We start from the raw sequence: 18888 nt of genomic DNA, 5'->3' as shown, positions 1-18888 counted from the left end.
GGGTAATATGGAGAACTTGAAGAATGAATTATTAGAAGCGCAAGTCGGTAAAGTGCTTGAAAATGAGCCGCTTGCAAATCATACGACAATGAAAATAGGCGGGCCGGCAGATCTATTGATCGTTCCTAAAGATATCGATGCAGTTAAAACGATCATGGATCAAGTAAAGAAACACCAGGCGGACTGGACGGTTATTGGGAGAGGGTCTAATTTACTTGTACTTGATAAAGGAATACGTGGTGTCGTCCTGAAGTTAGGCGCAGGACTTGATCACTTAACTGTAAATGATGAAGAAATTACAGTTGGCGGCGGCTATTCTGTTGTAAGGCTTGCAACGTCTCTAAGTAAGCAGGGTCTTTCGGGACTGGAATTTGCAGCTGGTATTCCAGGGTCTATTGGCGGCGCTGTTTATATGAACGCAGGTGCACACGGATCTGATATCAGTAAGATTCTTGTGAAAGCGAGAATCTTATTTGAAGATGGAAGCATCGAGTGGCTAACAAATGAGCAGATGAACTTTAGCTACAGAACGTCTGTCCTTCAAAAGGAACGACCAGGCATTGTTCTCGAGGCCGTGTTTAAGCTCAAACAGGATGATCGAGAGAAAATCACAAAGAAAATGCAGCAAAATAAAGACTATCGTAAGGAAACACAGCCTTATAATCGACCATGTGCCGGAAGTATTTTTCGAAATCCGCTGCCTGAATATGCAGGACAGCTTGTAGAAAAAGCGAATTTAAAAGGGTACCAAATTGGCGGAGCAAGAATCTCTGATATGCATGGCAACTTTATTGTGAACGCTGGTGGCGCTACTGCTCAAGACGTGCTGGACTTAATTCAGTACATCCAAAATAAAATTAAAGAAGACTACAATGTAGATATGCATACAGAAGTAGAAATTATCGGTGAAGCAAATTAAAAGCTAGTTTTTATGAATGATGGCATCACGGGAAAACAAACGGCATGAAAGAATGCCGTTTGTTTTCTCATCAAATGATGATCCAAAGGTGTGGACAAGCAGCTTTGAATGAGGTGAAGAATATACATGCGGCCTGATCATGAAAATGAAAAGATCGTCAATATAGAAGAGCGGATTCCTAAAATTAAAGAACAAAGGAAGCAGAAAGCGAATCGGAGACTAATCTCTTTTATTCTACTGTTTTTTATCATGGTTTTAATCATTATTTATTTGCAGACACCAATCAGTAAAATCTCTTCTTTAACTATTACGGGTAACGAGCATGTTCCTACAAAACAGCTTGTGAAACTTTCGCAAATTAAAGAAGGCGAAACAGAGTTTTGGAATTTAAATAAAGATTTAACAGCAGATCATATTAAGCAAAACAAACTGATTAAAAGTGTCAGTATCAAAAAACATTTTCCAAATAAGGTCAGTATTGCTGTCAAAGAATATGCCAATATTGCGTATCTTCAAAAGGGAAATCTATACTATGAGCTTCTTGAAAATGGGACAGCATTACCAGAAGAAGTCACACCAAGTCATGCAGGACCTATTTTTGTCGATTGGGACAATAAAGAGAAGCTGAAGCTAACCGTTAGATCTTTAAATAAGCTGCCAGCCTCTATTCAGGAACTCATCTCAGAAATATATTATGTGCCGACAAGCTCAAACCAGTGGCTTGTTAAATTTTATATGAATGACGGGAACACCGTGATTGCATCAATTAAAACATTCGCTGATAAAATGAAAACCTATCCTGCCATTGTAAAAGAACTTTCGCCATCTGAAAAAGGCACCATCCATATGGAAGTCGCGACGTATTTTGAAGCGTTTAAATCTAAGAAAAAGGAAGATGAACGTTGAGAGGCAAAACAGTTATATTCTCAATTGTAATGCTTGTTCTTGGTTTTCTGATTTCTTTTTCATACCAATATACTAAGCAGCATCAGGCAGATGTCATTCGAACAGAGCAATGGAAAAAAGAGTACTCCTTGAAAAGTCAGCTGACAAAGCAAGAAAAGGCGAATCAGAAACTTGAAAAAGAATTATATAGCCTTCAATCACAAGTTCAAGCTACTGAGTCCAATTTGAAAAATGAAAAAGAGCAGTATTTCAATGTATTGGAAGATGTTGAGAAATACAGGATGTTTACAGGAGAGATCGGTGTAAAAGGAAAAGGGGTAAAAGTATCCCTTGAAGATGCATCTTATATCCCGAGTGGACAAAATGTCAATAATTACATTGTTCATGAGAGCCACATTTTTCATGTGATAAACGAACTGTTTATATCAGGGGCCTCTGCCGTATCTATTAATGGACAGAGAATTACACACCAATCATACATACATTGTAACGGCCCAGTTGTCACAGTTGACGGTGTTCAGCATCCAGCGCCATTTGTTATTTCTGCTATCGGTGATCCGGCTGTGTTAATACCTGCATTAAATATTGCAGGAGGAGTGGTCGATCAGCTGACAAGTGATCACATTTCGATGACGATTGAAAAAAAGGATATTCGTATGAATCCTCTTTTAAAACACAAAGATTAAAAGTGAAAAGGTGAGTGGTGTTGAGGAAAAAGAAGCCTTTACTTAGTTTGACAGCCTTAATGGTGATATTCGGCATCATGGTCTCCATCCAATTTAATTCATTGCAAAAGCCCAAAGTACGTGATACTCGCGATGTGTGGGAGCTAAGAGAGGATTTATCTGCATCTAAAAGTAAAGAATTGGATTTACTGAAAGAAATTGATAAATACGATGAAATGCTGAAAAAGTATGGTCATCAAGGAGATCAATCAAAAGAAGCTCAACTAACAAAAACATTAAAAGATTTAAAAGAAAAGGCTGGTTTTACAGAAGTGACAGGGGAGGGAATTGAAGTTGACATCTCTCAGCTCTTCTCCAAGGATCTGACCGGAGAAGAAGTGAAAAATATCCCGCCTGATCTTCTGAAAAAGTTAATCAACGAAGCCAATATGTATGGGGCAAAACATATTTCCATTAATGACCACCGTGTGATTAATACAAGTGTGATTCGAGATATTAATGGCACGACGAAAATGGATGGCTACAGCTTAGATGGTGATGAAGTGACCATCAAGATGATCAGCGACCAGGCCGACAAATTATACAGCCGTTTAAATGTATCAGATATTGGTGATTTGTTTGCTCAGGAAAATTTTGGCTTGAGTATTAGCCAGCCGAAGCAACAAATTCAATTAAAAGGATATGACGGTGCAATTCAGTTAAACGAGTTGAAGCCTCTTGACGATGTAAAGGAGGGAAAATCTTAATGTGGCTTCCTGTACTTGGCTTAATCATAGGAGTTGCGATCGGTTTCTTAACAAATTTTACGATACCGAATGAGTATTCTAATTATCTTTCCCTCGCTGTACTTGCTGCGCTTGATACATTGATTGGTGGAATCAGGGCACATCTGCAAGGGGCATACGATGAACTAGTGTTTGTATCAGGCTTTTTCTTTAATATTATACTTGCAATAAGTTTAGCTTTTCTGGGCGTCCATCTTGGTGTAGACTTGTATTTAGTCGGAATGTTTGCTTTCGGCGTTAGATTGTTTCAAAATATAGCAGTTATTCGAAGAATTCTACTAACAAAATGGACAATTTCTAGAGAAAAAAAGAAAAAAAGTGAGTCATAAAAAAGGATATACATATGATGTAACGAATATTTTCAGTAATCCTAATAAAAAATGTTGATTTTTTAAGTTTTGTTACACACTTGTAAAAACACATTCATTGTATTGTTGTTCAGCAAATAATAGAATAGAAAGTATTGATATGTGAGGAGGTGCCATAGAATGAACAACAATGAAATTTACGTCAGCCTTGACATCGGTACATCCAATATAAAAGTCATCGTCGGAGAAATGGCGGATGATTCGCTTAACATTATAGGTGTTGGAAATGTCCCTTCAGAAGGGTTAAAAAAAGGATCGATTGTTGATATAGATGAGACAGTTCATTCTATTAGACAAGCATTTGAACAGGCTGAGAGAATGGTAGGTTTTCCTTTACAAAAGGCGATTGTCGGAATTAACGGAAACCACATTCATATTCAGAATACGAGCGGCGTGGTCGCAGTATCTAGTGAAAACAAAGAAATACATGCTGAAGATGTGAGACGTGTCTTAGATGCTGCACAGGTAGTATCTATTCCTCAAGAACATCTCGTCGTAGACGTGATCCCGAGACAATTTATCGTCGACGGAAGAGATGAGATCACTGATCCGAAAAAAATGCTTGGTGTTCGGCTAGAGGTGGATGGATCGTTAATTACAGGTTCTAAAACGATTCTACATAACTGGCTCCGATGTGTAGAAAGAGCTGGAATTGAAATTATGGATATTTGCTTGCAGCCGCTCGCATCGGGCTCAGCAGCGTTATCGAAAGATGAAAAAAATCTAGGGGTAGCTCTCGTCGATATTGGCGGCGGATCTACAACGATTTCCGTATTTGAAAACGGGCATCTCTATTCTACTCACAGTATCCCTTTGGGCGGAGAGAACATTACAAAAGATTTGTCTATAGGACTTAGAACTTCTACTGAAGAAGCTGAACGAATCAAAAAACAATTTGGGCATGCGTTTTATGATGAGGCATCAACTGAGGAAACATTTGAAGTTTCTGTCATCGGTACCGATCAAAAACAGACGTATACACAGCTTGAAGCGGCTAATATCATCGAAGCTCGTCTGGAAGAAATCTTTCTCTTTGTGGCAGAGGAATTAAGAAATATGGGTGTCCATGATTTGCCTGGCGGATTCGTTCTAACAGGTGGACAGGCAGCTATACCAGGTATCCTTTCTCTTGCACAAACGGTCTTGCAAAACAATGTTAGAATTGCAAGTCCGAATTATATTGGGGTGAGAGAGCCTCAGTATATGACAGGGGTGGGTCTGATCCACTTTGCTTATCGCAATGCAAAGATTCAGGGCAGACAGGTTGGATTCCAAATGCCGGATGAGGCGTTTCATGAAGTAGGCGCATCCATGGAGCCGGTTTCTTCTTCACCACAAGTGAAAGAAGCACAGCCAAGACCGAAAGTAAAACAAAAAGCACAAGAAGAGACAAATAAAAAACCGGGCAAAATGAAAAAACTATTTAATATGTTCTGGGAATAGAATTAGATTTTCGACGGATTAGGAGGATTCAGCATGTTGGAGTTTGAAACAAATATAGACGGCCTAGCATCAATTAAAGTAATCGGAGTAGGTGGAGGCGGAAATAACGCTGTCAACCGAATGATCGAAAATGACGTACAAGGTGTCGATTTCATTGCAGTCAATACAGATGCACAGGCGTTAAATCTATCAAAAGCAGAAACGAAAATGCAAATCGGTGCTAAGCTGACAAGAGGGCTTGGAGCAGGTGCGAATCCTGAAGTCGGTAAAAAAGCTGCTGAGGAAAGCAAAGAACAGATTGAAGAAGTATTAAAAGGCGCAGACATGGTCTTTGTTACTGCTGGTATGGGCGGTGGAACTGGTACGGGTGCTGCACCTGTCATTGCAAAAATCGCAAAAGATTCTGGTGCATTGACAGTTGGAGTCGTGACTCGTCCTTTCACATTTGAAGGAAGAAAGCGTCAGCTTCAAGCCGTCGAAGGAATTGCTTCTATGAAAGAAGCAGTTGACACATTAATCGTCATTCCAAACGATCGCTTGCTTGAAATTGTTGATAAAAACACGCCAATGCTTGAAGCATTCCGTGCAGCAGATAACGTGCTACGACAAGGTGTTCAAGGGATCTCAGATCTTATTGCTACACCAGGTTTAATTAACCTTGACTTTGCTGACGTGAAAACGATCATGTCCAATAAAGGTTCTGCTCTTATGGGTATTGGTGTCGCAACAGGTGAAAATCGTGCCGCTGAAGCTGCGAAGAAAGCCATTTCTTCACCACTTCTGGAAACGGCAATCGACGGTGCACAAGGTGTCATCATGAATATTACTGGTGGTACGAACCTAAGTCTTTATGAGGTACAAGAAGCAGCGGATATTGTTGCTTCTGCATCTGACGAAGATGTAAACATGATTTTCGGATCTGTCATTAATGATAACTTGAAGGATGAAATTGTGGTAACTGTCATCGCAACTGGATTTATTGAGCAAGAGCCAGAAGTGACAAAACCACAAAGAAATCCATTAGGACAAGGATTAAAGCAAAATCAATCCATTCCTCAAAAGCGTGAAGTAAAACGTGAGGAACATCAGCAGCCATCATCTCAACCGAGACAAAATACACAATCAAGCGATGATACGCTGGATATCCCAACGTTCTTGCGCAACCGTAATAAACGCTAATCGATTATCACTCATCCCCTTCCATTGGAAGGGGATTTTTTCATGTCTACCATAAAAAAAGAAACCTGGATCTCTTCTGATCATAAAGTATTAAATGTGTCTGGATCACTTCATTTAACATATGTATTTTGGCTTAGGGTGATTAAGTAAAAAGGATCATTTTTAAATCCTATTACAAAAAGCGACAAAATGATGAACTTTATTTGACTACATTAAATAGAACACCATGAATCTTGTCATGAACAAAAGAAAGGGAGGAGTGAGACCTACACTCTGTTTGACCATTTGAGGAGGAGGGATTTGATTGAAAGTGAAGTTTCGCAAAACCGCCGGCTATCGTTTAATGAGTCTTTTGGTGATTGGTACTTTAACGATGACAAGCTTTGGGATGGTTCAAGCAAAATCGACTTCTACCTCATATCAAGAGGAAGCTGTTTCCTCCACGAAAGCAAAAGCAAAGATCTCATCTAGATTAATGAAACAGTTTCAACAAGAAGACAAGGTGACCTTTTTAGTCAAATTGAAGGAACAAACAAATGTAAAAAAAGTGGCGAAGGATGCTGTGTCAAAAGCCAAAAAACAGAAGTTAACAGCTGCTAAAACGCAGTACACAAAAAGATCAGCTGTCGTATCAGAACTAAGAGCAACGTCTGAAGAGACGCAGGAAGCGCTGCTTGCTTATTTACAAAAGGCACAAAAGAAAAAGCAAGTGAAAGATATTCATTCGTACTATATTGTGAATGGTCTCGCTGTGACGGGAACGAAAGAAGTCATGGAAAAGGTGGCTTCCTTCCCAGAAGTAGATCAAGTGCTGCCAAATGAAATTCGTCAAATCCATCGTCCTGTTGATTTGAAGACTTCAAAGAAGAACAAACAAATCAAAGCAGCAGATGGAATCGAGTGGAATATTTCTCAAGTTCATGCCCCAGAAGCATGGGCTTTAGGTTATGACGGTACTGGTACCGTTGTGGCAAGTATTGATACAGGTGTGGAATGGGATCATCCTGCATTAAAAGAAAAATACCGCGGATTTGATCCTGCACGTCCGAATGAACCTTCTCATGAATTCAATTGGTACGATGCAACGACAGGTTCTGAAGCGCCATACGATGATTTAGAGCATGGTACACATGTAACGGGAACGATGGTTGGCTCTGAGCAAAATGGAGAGAATCAAATTGGAGTCGCACCAGGTGCAAAATGGATCGCGGTGAAAGCTTTCTCAGAAGATGGTGGATCAGATGCTGATCTGCTTGACGCAGGTGAATGGATTTTAGCTCCAAAAGATGAAAACGGAAACCCTCATCCAGAAAAGGCGCCAGATGTGGTCAATAATTCTTGGGGCGGTGGACCCGGTCTTGATGATTGGTATAAAGATGTGGTCAATGCTTGGAGAGCAGCGGACATCTTCCCAGAGTTTTCAGCTGGTAATACGGATTTATTTAACCCTGGCGGTGAGGGATCTATTGCAAATCCTGCGAACTATCAGGAAGCCTTTGCGACGGGTGCAACAGATCAAAACAACAAATTGGGTTCTTTCTCTTTGCAAGGTCCCTCTCCATATGGCGTCATGAAACCAGATATTGCGGCCCCAGGGGTAAATATTCGTTCTTCTATTCCTGGGAAAGGGTATGAAGATGGCTGGAATGGAACCTCGATGGCAGGTCCGCATGTTTCAGCTGTTGTGGCTCTTCTGCGCCAAGTACAGTCAGATCTGTCAGTTGAAGAGATCGAAGAAATTCTCATTGATACTGCAAAGCCGCTGACCGATCAGCAATTTCCGGAATCCCCTAACAATGGCTATGGGGCAGGATTAGTTGATGCAAAAGAAGCGATCAGAGCATTAACAGATGGAATTGGTACGATTGAAGGACAGGTGACAAAAGAAGGAGAAGATACAGAACCACCCGTTTTTTCTCATAAAGGACCGAATGAAATTTTTGCCTCTACACCAACACCTCTAAGCATCACAGCAGAAGATGAAGTAGCTGTGACAAATGTCTCCTTGAGCTATCAAGTGGATCAAGGAAAAAGGGAGACGCTGCAAGCAAAACGTACGGATGGAAATCATTTAAAAGGGACCTATGTTGTCCAGCTCCCAGAACTTGAGGGAGAAAACGTCACGTACCGATGGATTGTGAAAGATTTTGGAGAAAATGAAGCCGCATCAGAACCGTATACGCTTCCGATTAAAACATCCATCACGACTGGCTACTCGCAAGATTTTGAAGCTTGGCCAAGTGGATGGTTCAGTGGTGGAACAAAAGATCCTTGGCAGTGGGGGAAGCCGACCACAGGTCCGAAACAAGCCTTTACTGGAGATCATGTCTACGCGACAAACCTAGACAGTCCTTATGAAAATCAAACAGATGCTCATTTATCCATGCCGATGATTGCTGTACCTGAGTCAGGCCCCTCCTTTTTACAATATCAATACTGGCATGACCTTGAAGCGAATTATGACTATGTGCATATTCATGTGCAGCCTGAGGGGGAAGAGGCTGTCCAAGTGGCAGCTTACACAGGCAAAACAAGTGCATGGACAAAAGGAGAAGTTGACTTATCTGCCTACAAAGGTCAGAACGTGAGAGTTATTTTTCAGCTAAGAACGGATGGCAGTGTGACAAAAGACGGTTTTTATTTAGATGATGTGAAAATAACAGATCAGGCCTTGCCTCAAAAAGCAAAGAAACAACTTGGCGTCATTAAAAAAGAAAAGCCTGCACAGGAGCAGAAGAAACCCGTCGATCCGAAAAGCGCAAAGCCGGCTAAAATAAAAGAAAAACATGTCCAGATGAAAAAGGAAAAAAGCTTAGATGCTCCGTCTATCAAAGCTCTTCCGATGAAGGCAGAAATCAGTGTTCTGGAAAGCGGTAAATCCACGTACACGGATGAAGCGACAGGGAGATATCAGCTTTCTCATGGTGCAGGAGAATTTACAGTGAAAGCTGAAGCATATGGCTTTGAATCACGCACCCAAAAAGTCAATATTTCTGCAAATGATCAGGCAGAGGCAAATTTCTCCTTACAGCCACTTGAGAAACGAACGATATCTGGCACAATTGTAAGCGAAACAACGGGTGAAAAAGTAAAGGATGCCACGGTTTATCTTGTAGAGGATGCGAAAATTGAGCCGGTGAAAACAGATGAATCTGGCGAGTTTTCTCTAGAGGCATTGAGCGGTGTATATACAGTCAAAGTATTTGCGAAAGGGTTTAAAGGATATTCGTTTACAGCGGATGTGACAGAAAAGCCGCTTGAAAAATCAATCAAGCTGGAACCTTTCATCGGTTTTGCTGGCGAAATTGGCTACGATGATGGTACAGCTGAAAATGCGCGGGCATTCTATGATCCTGGCAATGGCTGGGCGGTGAAATTTTCATTAGAAAAGGGGAAGAAACAAGCGCAAGTTACAGGGGGGCTTTTCCGTTTCTGGACAACAGAGTGGCCAGCCCCTGGCGGGAATGAATTTGCGGTTGAAGTGTATGATGCTTCTGGGAAGGACGGCGCTCCAGGTGAGAAACTTGCTGGACCTTTCAAAGCGAATGCGCTGCGTAATGGAGAATGGACAAAAGTAGATTTAGAAGATCAAGCTATTACGGTGGATGGAGATTTCTATCTTGTCTATATTCAAACGAAAAAGAATACGGAATCTCCAGGCCTTGCAACAGATGAAGATGGACCAAATGCTGAAAGAAGCTGGCAGCTGACAAGCGGTGCCTTTTCTCCTTCTCCAAAAGAAGAGGGAAATTATATGATTCGTGCGCTTGTCCAATATGAAGCAGCTGTACCAGAAATAACATCTCCAAAAGCAGGAACGATCACGAACAAAGATGAACTGGAGATTGAAGGCAAAGCCTCTCCAGGGCTTGATGTAGCGATCTATCAAAACGATGAAGAGGTTGCCAAAGTGAAAGCAGATCAATCAGGAGTTTTCAAAGAGAAGGTCACAGTTTCAAGCGGAGAGCATGTATTCACGGCTGCCACTGTTACGGATAAAGGCACAACGAAAAAATCCAAATCAGTAAAGGTGATCATTGATCAAACAGCTCCAGCGTTGACGATAGATACACCGAAAAAAGGGGAAAAAACGAATAAAGAATCGCTCACTGTAGAAGGAAGGGTAACGGATGATCATCTTGATCAAGTCACTGTAAATGGAAAAAAGGCAGCCATAAAAGACGGGAAATATTCTGCAAGAATCCTGCTTGAGAACGGGAAAAATACGATCAAAGTAACAGCGAAAGATGCGGCAGGAAACAAAACGACTAAAAAAGTCGATATCGATGTTCAATACGAAGCACCTGAGATTTCTAAGCTGACACCAGCAGAGAATGTCAATCTATCATCAGGTGAGTCTGTTAAAATTTCATTTAACAGCAGAGAAAAGCTAGACGCAACGTTTGTCATTCACATGCCGCTGACAAACGCAAGGTCAAAGTTGCAAAATACAACAGAACTTCCGCTTCGCGAGATAGCAAAGGGAACATATGAAGGCTACTGGACAGCTACTTCTACCGCTAAAGCAAAAGGTGCAGTCATTGAAGTGATTGTTCGGGATGATTATGGAAATGTCACACGACAAAAGGCTTTAGGCATATTAAATATCAATGAAAAATAATCCTTAAAAAAAGGCACGACTCCTTGGAGCGTGTCTTTTTCGTTTCGAATAATTGTTTGAAAGCTTGTCCGGGAGCACATTCTCTTGCTTTGCGCTCTCATTCCTCGACAAAAACAATAACAATCCACCAAAAGTTCTCTATCATCCCCAACAAGAATTGACAGACTTCCATCTCTTGACTGTTTTATACTGGTACAAACAAGTGCAAGTACTGCTTTTGATTCTTTGTTTCAGATGAAAGGAGCAGAAGGTGGTCATTTATTTAGATGTGATTTGGCTGTTAAACTTTTGTTTTGATCTCTTGCTTCTCTTACTCACTGCATTTATTCTCAAACGACAAGTAAAAAAAAGGCGATATATGTTAGGAGCTCTGATTGGATCGAGCATTGTTCTCATGCTCTTTACACCATTTGCAATGGTTGTGTCACACCCTTTAGGCAAACTGCTTTTTTCTGTCTTGATCGTGCTTGCAACCTTTGGGTTTCAAAGATTTCGTTCCTTTTTTCAAAACCTGTTTGCTTTTTACTTTGTAACATTTTTGATGGGAGGAGGCATGATCGGGGTTCATTCCTTTTTACAAACCAATACTGTTATTCAAGACGGGCTGCTGATTTCACAAAATGATGGATTTGGTGATCCCATTAGCTGGCTTTTCGTTTTAACCGGCTTTCCTGCGATTTGGCTGTTTTCAAAGAAAAGATTAGGAGAGGTCGGTGCGAAAAAAAGACAATTTGATGAACAAGTACTTGTGGAGATACACATTCAAGGAGAGACCATCCGCTTAAAGGGACTCGTCGATTCCGGCAATCAACTGTATGACCCTATGACGAAAACACCTGTGATGATCGTTCAGGCAGATGAGCTCATGTCCATTTGCGGAGAGCCATTTATAGAGCTTATGAAGCAGTCTCATCCTGTTGAAGTCATGCAAAAGCTCGATGATCGATTTCCGCTTCTTGATCGTTTACGACTTGTTCCATATCGAGCGGTCGGTCATGATCACGGGTTTCTACTATGCTTAAAACCAGATACGGTCATCGTTTATTCAAAAACGCATATGATCCAGCCAGCCAAGTGTTTTGTAGGCATGAGTCTGAGCGGTTTATCAGCAGATCAGGAATTTCAATCCATCATTCATCCAGATATGTTAGACGGAAAAATCATCCAAGGGGTGTCTTAAGTTTTGGTGATGTCTTTTATCTTACGAGGTCAACTTGACATTTAGAAGGGAGAAGAAGATGAAAAAATTAAAATTTAAACTCACTTACTACTGGTATAAACTCCTCATGAAGCTAGGTCTAAAGAGTGATGAGATTTATTATATTGGTGGTAGTGAGGCGCTGCCGCCTCCATTATCAAAGGATGAAGAGCAGGAACTGCTTGTCAAATTACCAAAAGGTGATCAAACAGCAAGGGCCATCCTGATCGAAAGAAATTTGCGGTTGGTGGTCTATATCGCAAGAAAATTTGAAAATACAGGGATTAATATTGAGGATTTAATTAGTATTGGAACCATTGGCCTGATTAAGGCAGTCAATACATTTAACCCAGAAAAAAAGATCAAGCTTGCGACATATGCTTCGAGATGTATTGAAAATGAGATTTTGATGTATTTGCGCCGAAATAATAAAATTCGTTCAGAAGTGTCGTTTGATGAGCCGCTCAACATTGATTGGGACGGAAATGAACTGCTTTTATCAGACGTACTTGGAACAGATGATGATATTATCACGCGGGATATTGAAGCAAATGTAGATAAAAAACTTTTGAAAAAAGCACTGGAGCAATTAAATGACCGCGAAAAGCAGATCATGGAGCTCAGGTTCGGTTTGGTTGGCGGTGAAGAAAAAACCCAAAAAGATGTCGCTGATATGCTAGGCATTTCCCAGTCGTATATTTCAAGGCTTGAAAAAAGAATTATTAAACGATTACAAAAAGAATTTAACAAAATGGTCTAAAAAAAATTTTTAAAATGCTCTGTCCCTTTGCTGTCAAAGGAATCAACTTCTTTTCTCATGATTCTCGTCATCACTCGTGCATATTTTTCCATCCCAAGGAGATACTGAACTTTGTACAACAGCTCCTGTAGGGAGGGAAAAAAGTGTCCAGAAATAAAGTGGAAATCTGCGGAGTCGACACCTCCAAACTGCCTGTTCTGAAAAATGATGAGATGAGAAAATTGTTCAGACAGCTGCAAGATGAGGGTGACGATACAGCAAGAGAAAAGCTAGTCAATGGCAATTTGCGGTTGGTTTTAAGTGTGATTCAGCGTTTTAACAACAGAGGCGAGTATGTGGATGATCTCTTCCAAGTAGGCTGTATCGGATTAATGAAATCAATTGATAATTTTGATTTAAGCCACAATGTCAGATTTTCAACTTATGCGGTCCCTATGATCATAGGAGAAATCCGTCGATACTTGCGTGATAACAACCCGATTCGGGTGTCTCGTTCACTAAGAGATATTGCCTATAAAGCGCTTCAAGTCCGCGAGAGGCTGATTAGTGAGACAAGCAAGGAGCCAACGGCAGAAGACATTGCCAAAGTGCTGGAAGTGCCTCATGAGGAAATTGTCTTTGCCCTAGATGCGATTCAAGATCCTGTATCTTTGTTTGAACCGATCTATAATGACGGAGGAGATCCGATTTATGTGATGGATCAAATTAGTGATGATCGGAACAAAGACACACAATGGGTAGAGGAATTGGCCTTAAAAGAGGGAATGCGCCGATTGAATGATCGAGAAAAAATGATTCTCCGCAAACGCTTCTTCCAAGGAAAAACGCAAATGGAAGTCGCTGAAGAGATCGGAATTTCTCAAGCACAAGTCTCAAGACTTGAAAAAGCAGCCATCAAACAAATGAATAAAAACATCTTTTAAAGCCGCACTTCATGTGCGGCTTTTTTCATTCTTGTGAGAGAGCACGCCTCTAGTATTGACTCGGTCATTTTTTTCATTTAATCTGTTTTTAACAAATGTTATTTTAGATATCATTTGTTAGGGAACACTTAAGCGGAAAGAAGGGTTATTATGTCATTCCATGATGAAAGAAGGCTGCTCATAAAGGTTGCGCATATGTATTATGAAGAAGGCGCCACTCAATCTAACATTGCAGAAGCTGTTGGGGTTAGCCGTTCACTCATATCAAAATATTTGGCAAAAGCACGTGAAGCAGGCATCGTGGAAATCATTATTCATGATGAAGTGAATCAACAATATGGATCATTAGAAAGAAAAATAGAGCGGAAATATGGACTGCGAGAAGTCGTTTGTGTGGAAACGCTCAGCCAAGAAACAACTAAAAGCCGAATCGGCGCTGCGGCGGCAGGCTTTTTATTAAAAGTTATGAAGGATGGACAAGTCATCGGTTTTTCCTCAGGAACCACTTTGCATGAAATGGCAAAAGCGCTTACGTCAGTTCAGCACTATCCATCCGTGACATTTGTTCCACTTGTCGGGGGTGTGGGAAACGAAGATGTTGATATCCATGCCAACTATATTATTGCGAGGTGCACAGAGGCACTTAAATCTAAATGTGAGTTTTTACATGTGCCTGTCATGCTTGATACGAAAGAAGCGAAGGATGTACTGATCCGGCAGCCGTCAATCAAAAAAGTCATTGAACTAGGGGAATCATCTAATATTGCGGTTGTAGGGATTGGCGGGGTTCCGCAGCATTCAACGATGGTGAAATCTTATATGACAAGCGGTGAGGAGGATATTCTTCAAGCGAAGGATGTAGCGGGTGACATTTGCTATAACTTTATTGATCACCAAGGGGAAGTGTATCCCCACCCATGGAACGACCGGGTAATGGGCATAAGCCCGCAAAAGCTGAAGGAAATCCCGCTTGTCATTGGTGTCGCTGGAGGAGAAGAAAAAATTGAAGCGATCCGTGCAGCATTAGAAGGTGGATTAATTCATGTATTAATTACGGATGAGCGAACAGGAGATGCCTTATTAAAGTAACTACCTAATATGATTAGGTAGTTTTTTTGAGTCTTTAGACTCAAAAAGATTGAAAATTTTATCGATTTTAGCTTGACACAAAGTTGACACATCATATAAACTAAGTTCATAACAAATGATAAATAAAATAACAAATGTTACAAGAAGCAGATTTTTGTTAATTTTTATAACATTTGTTAAAAGTTTCAGATTATTTTTCTAGCAATCTACCCGAGAAGCAAGAAAACCTGAAAGGATGATTTAGATGTCAATCTATCAACAGTTGTTAACTCGAGAACGCAGTGGAGATCCAATCAAAGTAGGAATTATTGGGGCAGGCCAAATGGGCTTTGGACTCATTTCACAAATTTCTAAAATTCCAGGCATGATTGTAGCAGGTGTTTGTGATATTCACCTTAGTGCAGCAGAGAAGGCAGCGAATTTTTACAAGCAGCATGCGAAGCCGCATCAAATGGTCGTCACAAATGATTATAGAGAAGTGATTCAATCAGATTTTGTGGAAGTTGTCGTAGATGCAACAGGAGTTCCAGAGGTTGGAGCAAACATTTCTTTGGAAGCGCTTAATTCAAAAAAACATCTCGTTCTTTTAAATGTAGAAGTTGATATTACCATCGGTTTGGTGATGCATAAATTATTCACAAATGCAGGTCTTGTTTACTCTGGATCGGCTGGAGACGAACCGGCAGCAACACTAGAATTATATGAATTTGCAAAAACAATGGGACTTGAGGTGCTCGTTGCTGGGAAAGGCAAGAACAACCCATTCTTTCCAGAGGCAAATCCAGATACGTGTAAAGCAGAAGCAGATAGTAAACATATGAGTGCACATATGCTGGCGGCCTTCCAAGACGGAACTAAAACAATGGCAGAAATGAACTTATTAAGTAACGCGACAGGGCTTTTGCCAGATAAGGTCGGCATGCATGGAGTCGAAGCAAATTTAGAGAATGTAGCAGATAAGTTGAATCAAAAACAACAAGGCGGCGTGCTCGATAACTTCGGAGTCGTTGAATATGTAAATGGGCTGGCACCAGGCGTATTTGTCATCGTCAAGAGTGATCTAGAGCCAGTAGATGAAGAGCTTCGTTACTTAAAAGTTGGAAAAGGTCCACACTATACGCTTTACCGTCCTTTCCACTTAGCGAGTCTTGAAACACCTGTTACGATCGCAAAAGCGGTCTTACAGCATGATTCATCGATCCACCCAATTGGTGTACCGGTGTCAGAAACAGTCGCTGTTGCGAAAAGAGATATTAAAGCAGGGGAATCACTTGACGGAATTGGCGGATACTCCGTAAGAGGTGTACTTGAAACGCATCAAGACATGAAAACGAACGGTCACATTCCGATTGGCTTAATCAGTGGAAAAGTCATAGCGAAAAAAGACATCAAATTAGGGCAATTCCTCACTCATGATGATGTAGAGCTTGATTCAAACACAACCGTCTGGAAGCTGCGTTCATTACAAGATCACTTATTTCAATCATAAGGGCGTGAAGCTATGGAAAAATTAGCAATCGTACTTTGTATCATTCTCATTGTGCAGTATGGGTTATCTTTTATTCAAATCAAGTATTACCGCAAAAGCATGGACTCACTAATTGATGACTACAGAGGGAAACAGGGATATCACTTATTTTCAGGAATGGAACGGCGCAAAGTTGGCCCTGGGGCCATTGCGCTCATCATTGTGGATGAATCGTATATCATTCAAAAATGCCATGTGCTTGGCGGCGTGTCGATCTTATCTAAATTTAAAGAAGTCCCTGCATATGAAGGCAAGCATGTAGGGGCTGTGCTGGACGAGCACCACATGATGAAGAAAACGTTGAAAAAGCGTAAAAAGGCGCCAGCAGTCATGCAAGCACTTTCCATGGCGGCTGAGCAGGCACTTGTCTCGATTTCGAAAAAAAATATAACAAATGTGAACTAAAGAAAGGGGAGATGAAACATGGAATGGATTCAATGGTTTGGAGAGCACTTTATCGGAATGTTTGAAGCCGGCGGAAAGCAATTCATGGGTCTTGTTACAGGTATCGTTCCAACGCTTGTTGTGTTACTTACTTTCACTTATGCTGTCATGAAATTTATTGGAGAAGAGCGAGTGAATAGAGCCATTCAGTTTGCAGCGAAATATACCATTTTGCGCTACACGTTAATGCCGATCTTATCTGTTCTTATTTTGACAAACCCAATGGCTTATACGTTTGGCCGCTTCTTACCTGAAAAACAAAAACCAGCATTCTATGATTCAGCTGTTTCATTTGTTCATCCGGTGACATCACTGTTCCCGTATGCCAACGCAGGAGAACTATTTGTCTACTTAGGAATTGCGAACGGGATTAAAGAAGCTGGATATTCAATGTCAGAGCTTGCTGTTCGTTACTTTTTAGTCGGGATCGTCGTTATTTTACTACGCGGAATCATTACTGAATGGATTACAAAATATTTAGCAGGAAAAATGAAAGCGAATTCACAATAGGGGAGGGTTAGACATGACAAACCACAAAGTATTTGTTGCAAAAGGTGCTGGCGGATGGGGAGAAGGCTTAGAACTTGAACCAACTGGTAAAAGAAGAAAGGTTGTTTCCATTACAGGGGGAGGCATTCACCCGGTTGCACGTAAAATTGCAGAAATGACAGGGACAGAAGCATGTGACGGCTTTAAAAACTCTATACCAGAAGATGAAATGATGTGTGTTGTCATTGACTGCGGGGGAACAGCGCGAATCGGACTTTATCCAATGAAACGTATTCCTACTGTAGATGTTTTGGCATCCTCTCCTTCTGGACCGCTTGCTAAACATATTACAGAAGATATCTTTGTATCAGGCGTAACAGAAAAAGATATTTCCTTTGCAGAAGCATCTGACGGTGAGGCGAAAGCAGAAGGCGAGGAAAACAGTGAGTCGATTGACAAAGAGAATTTCAAAGAGACGTATGCAAAGCTGAAAGAGGAAAATATCGAGCGGCAGGAAAAAGGCAATTTCCTGATGAGATTCTCACGCGGAATCGGGAAAGTCACCGGTACATTCTATCAGGCTGGCCGTGATTCTGTTGATATGCTTTTGAAAAACATTATTCCATTCATGGCATTTGTCAGTATGTTAATTGGAATTATCAATTATACAAAAATCGGTGATCTGATTGCCCATTTTCTATCACCTTTGGCAGGATCTCTTTGGGGGCTCTTACTGCTCGTTGTGGTCTGTACACTGCCGTTCCTATCACCTGTCTTAGGGCCTGGAGCAGTCATTGCCCAAGTCATCGGTGTTCTGATTGGTAGTCAAATCGCACTAGGAAACATTCCGCCTCAATTTGCACTTCCTGCACTATTTGCCATCAACGGTCAAGTAGGGTGTGATTTTATTCCAGTGGGGCTCTCACTTGGTGAAGCGAAGCCGGAAACTGTACAATATGGGGTACCAGCTGTTTTGTATAGCCGTCTCATTACAGGGGTTCTATCTGTTGTGATCGCATACGTTGCCAGCTTCGGTATGTATTAAACGTATTAAAGGAGGAATCGAGATACATGGTAACACAATCTGTCGTAAAAGAAATAGGGATCTTAGTCCCGCAATTTAAAGAAGATAAGCTGATTGTATTATTTGGACCCGCAGCGCCGCAGGAATTAAGAGATATGTCTGTCATTCATGAGTTCGAACATCTAGAAGAAGAGCCGTTGAAGCTAGGCGGAACCATTCAAGTGGGCGATCAAACGTACACGATCACAGCCCTCGGCAATAAAGCAAATGACAACTTTAAAGAGCTCGGCCATATTTCGATCTACTTCCAAGAGCCGTTTGATGATGTATTACCAGGAGCTGTTTTTGCATCCCCGCATACGTTTCCTGATATAAAAGAAGGCGTACGAATTGAAATTTCGTAACAATGGAAAAAAGCTGTTCCTAACAAGGAGCAGCTTTTTTATATGAGGTTTACCAGAAAGAGCATTTACGATATGCTGTAAACATTCATTATTTGTATATTCAGAATTTTTACTCAGGGGGA

The 18888-nt window shown here is 41.0% G+C and carries 17 protein-coding genes; all 17 read left to right on the top strand.

What is annotated here, in order from left to right:
• The first annotated feature begins 7 nt into the window (after window positions 1–7).
• The 17 genes from murB (at window position 8) to NSS92_RS07045 (ending at window position 18766) form a co-directional block, all read left to right on the top strand.
• Window positions 8–919: a UDP-N-acetylmuramate dehydrogenase gene (murB, locus tag NSS92_RS07125; RefSeq protein WP_048239598.1), complete on the top strand. Its 912-nt coding sequence runs from the start codon at window positions 8–10 to the stop codon at window positions 917–919.
• 126 nt (window positions 920–1045) lie between these two features.
• Window positions 1046–1825 carry a cell division protein FtsQ/DivIB gene (locus NSS92_RS07120; protein ID WP_048239600.1) on the top strand — a complete coding sequence of 260 codons (780 nt, stop codon included), beginning with the start codon at window positions 1046–1048 and terminating at the stop codon, window positions 1823–1825.
• Window positions 1822–2511: a DUF881 domain-containing protein gene (locus tag NSS92_RS07115; protein ID WP_024424255.1), complete on the top strand. Its 690-nt coding sequence runs from the start codon at window positions 1822–1824 to the stop codon at window positions 2509–2511. Before NSS92_RS07120 ends, NSS92_RS07115 begins: the two co-directional genes overlap by 4 nt.
• 20 nt (window positions 2512–2531) lie before the next feature.
• Window positions 2532–3257: a DUF881 domain-containing protein gene (locus tag NSS92_RS07110; protein WP_340867231.1), complete on the top strand. Its 726-nt coding sequence runs from the start codon at window positions 2532–2534 to the stop codon at window positions 3255–3257.
• Window positions 3257–3625 (top strand): small basic family protein, encoded by a 369-nt coding sequence (locus NSS92_RS07105; RefSeq protein ID WP_003210988.1) that lies wholly within the window; start codon window positions 3257–3259, stop codon window positions 3623–3625. The genes NSS92_RS07110 and NSS92_RS07105 overlap by 1 nt, the downstream gene beginning before the upstream one ends.
• Window positions 3626–3784: 159 nt before the next feature.
• A complete protein-coding gene (gene ftsA, locus NSS92_RS07100) occupies window positions 3785–5107 on the top strand; it encodes a cell division protein FtsA (RefSeq protein ID WP_267586200.1) in 1323 nt (440 codons plus the stop codon).
• Window positions 5108–5140: 33 nt separating this feature from the next.
• The gene (gene ftsZ, locus NSS92_RS07095; protein ID WP_024424252.1) at window positions 5141–6286 is read left to right on the top strand and encodes a cell division protein FtsZ; all 1146 of its coding nucleotides are present in this window, start codon (window positions 5141–5143) and stop codon (window positions 6284–6286) included.
• Between the two features lie 304 nt (window positions 6287–6590).
• Window positions 6591–10907 carry a S8 family serine peptidase gene (locus tag NSS92_RS07090; RefSeq protein ID WP_340867230.1) on the top strand — a complete coding sequence of 1439 codons (4317 nt, stop codon included), beginning with the start codon at window positions 6591–6593 and terminating at the stop codon, window positions 10905–10907.
• A 250-nt stretch (window positions 10908–11157) separates the two neighbouring features.
• Entirely contained in the window at window positions 11158–12087 is a 930-nt protein-coding gene (gene spoIIGA, locus NSS92_RS07085) for a sigma-E processing peptidase SpoIIGA (protein ID WP_340867229.1), read from the top strand.
• Window positions 12088–12145: 58 nt separating this feature from the next.
• A complete protein-coding gene (gene sigE, locus NSS92_RS07080; protein WP_007499746.1) occupies window positions 12146–12865 on the top strand; it encodes an RNA polymerase sporulation sigma factor SigE in 720 nt (239 codons plus the stop codon).
• A gap of 143 nt (window positions 12866–13008) precedes the next feature.
• Window positions 13009–13788, top strand: coding sequence for an RNA polymerase sporulation sigma factor SigG (gene sigG / locus NSS92_RS07075; protein WP_041084927.1), 780 nt, complete (start codon window positions 13009–13011; stop codon window positions 13786–13788).
• A gap of 150 nt (window positions 13789–13938) precedes the next feature.
• Window positions 13939–14877: a sugar-binding transcriptional regulator gene (locus NSS92_RS07070; RefSeq protein WP_340867228.1), complete on the top strand. Its 939-nt coding sequence runs from the start codon at window positions 13939–13941 to the stop codon at window positions 14875–14877.
• Window positions 14878–15121: 244 nt separating this feature from the next.
• Window positions 15122–16366, top strand: coding sequence for an NAD(P)H-dependent oxidoreductase (locus NSS92_RS07065; RefSeq protein WP_340867227.1), 1245 nt, complete (start codon window positions 15122–15124; stop codon window positions 16364–16366).
• A gap of 12 nt (window positions 16367–16378) precedes the next feature.
• Window positions 16379–16810, top strand: coding sequence for a transcriptional regulator GutM (locus NSS92_RS07060; RefSeq protein WP_024424247.1), 432 nt, complete (start codon window positions 16379–16381; stop codon window positions 16808–16810).
• Window positions 16811–16828: 18 nt separating this feature from the next.
• A complete protein-coding gene (gene srlA / locus NSS92_RS07055; RefSeq protein WP_003210918.1) occupies window positions 16829–17359 on the top strand; it encodes a PTS glucitol/sorbitol transporter subunit IIC in 531 nt (176 codons plus the stop codon).
• Window positions 17360–17372: 13 nt separating this feature from the next.
• The gene (gene srlE / locus NSS92_RS07050) at window positions 17373–18383 is read left to right on the top strand and encodes a PTS glucitol/sorbitol transporter subunit IIB (protein WP_048239606.1); all 1011 of its coding nucleotides are present in this window, start codon (window positions 17373–17375) and stop codon (window positions 18381–18383) included.
• Between the two features lie 26 nt (window positions 18384–18409).
• Entirely contained in the window at window positions 18410–18766 is a 357-nt protein-coding gene (locus tag NSS92_RS07045; protein ID WP_007499733.1) for a PTS glucitol/sorbitol transporter subunit IIA, read from the top strand.
• The last annotated feature ends 122 nt before the right edge of the window (window positions 18767–18888 follow it).

Source organism: Bacillus sp. FSL M8-0166 (assembly GCF_038008825.1).
GTDB lineage: Bacteria > Bacillota > Bacilli > Bacillales > Bacillaceae > Bacillus > Bacillus safensis.
Note: the sequence above shows the minus strand (reverse complement) of the source record. Positions and strands in the feature narration are given on the sequence as shown.

Coding starts and splice junctions, on each gene's coding strand:
- murB (WP_048239598.1), top strand. CDS start 8: ATGGAGAACTTGAAGAATGAATTATTAGAAGCGCAAGTCGGTAAAGTG.
- NSS92_RS07120 (WP_048239600.1), top strand. CDS start 1,046: ATGCGGCCTGATCATGAAAATGAAAAGATCGTCAATATAGAAGAGCGG.
- NSS92_RS07105 (WP_003210988.1), top strand. CDS start 3,257: ATGTGGCTTCCTGTACTTGGCTTAATCATAGGAGTTGCGATCGGTTTC.
- ftsA (WP_267586200.1), top strand. CDS start 3,785: ATGAACAACAATGAAATTTACGTCAGCCTTGACATCGGTACATCCAAT.
- ftsZ (WP_024424252.1), top strand. CDS start 5,141: ATGTTGGAGTTTGAAACAAATATAGACGGCCTAGCATCAATTAAAGTA.
- sigE (WP_007499746.1), top strand. CDS start 12,146: ATGAAAAAATTAAAATTTAAACTCACTTACTACTGGTATAAACTCCTC.
- NSS92_RS07070 (WP_340867228.1), top strand. CDS start 13,939: ATGTCATTCCATGATGAAAGAAGGCTGCTCATAAAGGTTGCGCATATG.
- NSS92_RS07065 (WP_340867227.1), top strand. CDS start 15,122: ATGTCAATCTATCAACAGTTGTTAACTCGAGAACGCAGTGGAGATCCA.
- NSS92_RS07060 (WP_024424247.1), top strand. CDS start 16,379: ATGGAAAAATTAGCAATCGTACTTTGTATCATTCTCATTGTGCAGTAT.
- srlA (WP_003210918.1), top strand. CDS start 16,829: ATGGAATGGATTCAATGGTTTGGAGAGCACTTTATCGGAATGTTTGAA.
- srlE (WP_048239606.1), top strand. CDS start 17,373: ATGACAAACCACAAAGTATTTGTTGCAAAAGGTGCTGGCGGATGGGGA.
- NSS92_RS07045 (WP_007499733.1), top strand. CDS start 18,410: ATGGTAACACAATCTGTCGTAAAAGAAATAGGGATCTTAGTCCCGCAA.